The organism is Candidatus Methanoperedens nitratireducens (assembly GCF_900196725.1).
GTDB lineage: Archaea > Halobacteriota > Methanosarcinia > Methanosarcinales > Methanoperedenaceae > Methanoperedens > Methanoperedens nitroreducens_A.
Map to the genome: position 1 here is coordinate 1 of NZ_FZMP01000248.1, position 1,650 is coordinate 1,650.

The 1,650-nt window shown below is 41.4% G+C and carries 3 protein-coding genes; 2 read left to right on the top strand and 1 reads right to left on the bottom strand.

Annotated elements, in window-relative coordinates; translation table 11 throughout:
* Nucleotides 1-554, bottom strand: a 554-nt coding sequence (locus MNV_RS18375) for a helix-turn-helix domain-containing protein (RefSeq protein ID WP_143311909.1), incomplete at its 3' end; no start/stop codon positions are given.
* 115 nt (nucleotides 555-669) lie between these two features.
* Between MNV_RS18375 and MNV_RS18380 the strand changes: the two genes are divergently transcribed.
* Complete coding sequence (locus MNV_RS18380; protein ID WP_096207395.1) at nucleotides 670-900, top strand: hypothetical protein; 231 nt, start codon at nucleotides 670-672, stop codon at nucleotides 898-900.
* Entirely contained in the window at nucleotides 901-1,476 is a 576-nt protein-coding gene (locus tag MNV_RS18385; RefSeq protein WP_096207396.1) for an antibiotic biosynthesis monooxygenase family protein, read from the top strand. It abuts the gene before it with no gap.
* Nucleotides 1,477-1,650 lie beyond the last annotated feature (174 nt).

Here is a 1,650-nt window from a genome sequence, read left to right on the forward strand (position 1 = left end):
TCCAATACTTTGATCTGTATTTTTTTCCTATTTTTTTCGCTAAGCATCGATGTGGGGTCTTTCGGAAGTATTACTCTGAATTCCTTTCCCTCCTCCAATTTCTTTTCAATATTGGGTAATTGATGTCTGGGAAAATCATCGGACATGTACCAGACGTAGCTCTTTATTATAAATTTTTCAAAGGTATTTATAATATTATAGACGCCTGTTACTATTTCTCCTTTAGATAGAGAGTCTATTTGCCTTAGAAGTTCAAGTGGGATCTGAGCAGTATCATGATTCAGGAAGAATCCTGATTTCTCAGATATGAAGTTCAGATCTGATATGGTAGAAATAACCAGTTTTCCGAATAGTGTATTATAATATCTACCATCCCCTTTTTTCTCGATTAGCTGGGCTTCTGTTAATCTCGATAATTGTCTTGATGCTTCTGTCGAGTTCATATCAATTTCTTTGATCAGACTGGTGAATGTCATCGGTTTTTCATTCAGGGTTTGGAGTATACCAAGCCTGTTTTCTGAAGACAGTTCCGTAAATAGCTCGTAGACTTTCATCGTGTTTCCTTGTTACATTTGTGTAACCTTTGTTATAAACTTGTTGTCTAACTCCACATTCGTGCCAGATTTTATTTAAGCATCTCCAAATCCATTTTTCATTTGGTGATAACAAATGGTCGGACACGAATTTGCATTCTATGTGACCCTGAAGCCAAACATGGTAAAAGACCTCAAAATTAGATGCGACTACAGGCAGGAATTTGAGTTCGGAGGCATCCTGGAAGTCGATGAGATCAAGATGGTCGAAGGTGAAATCCTCAGGGTCGCGGGCAAATTCGGTGTAATAGACCTGGGCATACCAATGTCCGAGTTGAAGAAGATTGTAAAAAAAGAGGTGAAATAAATGAACAAAGTTGAGACCACATATGGACGACAAAAGGTGAAATCTAGGAACACGGAAACAAATGTGGCAATAGCAATCATCCTTGTTGTACTGGGAGCAGGCTACGTCGTGGCAAGACCGGGGAGCAGCGGTTCCTGGGGCGGCATGATGGGCGGCAACTGGGATGGTAATGGGATGATGGGAAGCCATGGCAACGGAAATGATCATTGCGGCACAGGCGACGGTTATACCGGCAGCGGCTATGGTGCAAATGCAACCCCCATAACCATTGAGAAAGCCAGGGAAGCTGTAGAGAAGTATCTTGCTTCAACAGGAAACACTGACTTGAGGCTTACAGAAGTAATGGAGTTCGATGAACGTGCGACGGTTCGCAAAGCAAGCGGTTCACGGGGAGGTCGTTTGCTCCGCAATGCAGACAACCCCAATGAGATTGTAATGATCTTGGAATGGGATAGTATCGAGAATGCTCGGAAACTAGTGGCGTCAGATGATTTAAAAAAGGCAATAAAGAGAGCTGGCGTCATTGGAGAACCCGAGTTTTACTTACTTGATGAGGTTGATAAAGTTCCTGTGTGACTTAAAGATATTAGAGAAGCGATAAATCAAAAAGAATAAGTTAAGATGGAAGTATCTACCATCCTTGAAGCCTACAAACAGGCTGATTATTTTCTTCTGGCAGCGCCTCTCTATATATTCAGTTTCCCGGCTACAGTAAAAAATGTTAATCCTTAACTCCGCTGATTTTAAGTA

Bases quoted from the DNA above. Each gene is read 5' to 3' on its own strand.
- MNV_RS18380 (WP_096207395.1), top strand. From the start codon at position 670: ATGGTCGGACACGAATTTGCATTCTATGTGACCCTGAAGCCAAACATG.
- MNV_RS18385 (WP_096207396.1), top strand. From the start codon at position 901: ATGAACAAAGTTGAGACCACATATGGACGACAAAAGGTGAAATCTAGG.